The organism is Vibrio sp. 2033 (genome assembly GCF_033339735.1).
On sequence record NZ_JAWOVC010000918.1, the window covers coordinates 1 to 501 of the forward strand.

General features: G+C 49.3%; 1 protein-coding gene. It reads right to left on the minus strand.

Annotated elements, in window-relative coordinates; genetic code table 11:
* Nucleotides 1–501, minus strand: a 501-nt coding sequence (locus R7P74_RS29810; RefSeq protein ID WP_318124356.1) for a pyridoxine 5'-phosphate synthase, incomplete at both ends; no start/stop codon positions are given.

Consider the following 501-nt stretch of genomic DNA (forward strand, 5'->3'; position numbering starts at 1 on the left):
GCCAGCGTTCACAATAATACCAAGGTCATCAGCGTAGCTTGCACCCGCAGCAATCTTCGGCAATTCTGCTGGTTGCGCTTCTGCTGTTTCTGCATCAGCGTAATGACCAGTATGAAGCTCGATAAATGGTGCACCACACTGCTTCGCCGCTTCAATTTGCTGACGATCCGCATCAATAAACAGAGAAACTTTAATGCCCGCTTCCGTCAGCTTTTGTGTTGCCGCTTTTACTTTCTCAAGTTGGCCAACCACATCTAAGCCGCCTTCAGTGGTGAGCTCTTCACGCTTTTCTGGTACGAGACAAACAAACTCTGGCTTAGTTTTTAGTGCGATCTCAACCATTTCCTCAGTGACCGCCATTTCTAGATTCATACGTGTTTGAATCGTCTCACGTAGAATACGCACATCACGATCCAAAATATGGCGACGGTCTTCACGCAGGTGGATGGTAATGCCGTCCGCCCCAGCACGCTCTGCGATTTCCGCAGCGTGTACAGGATC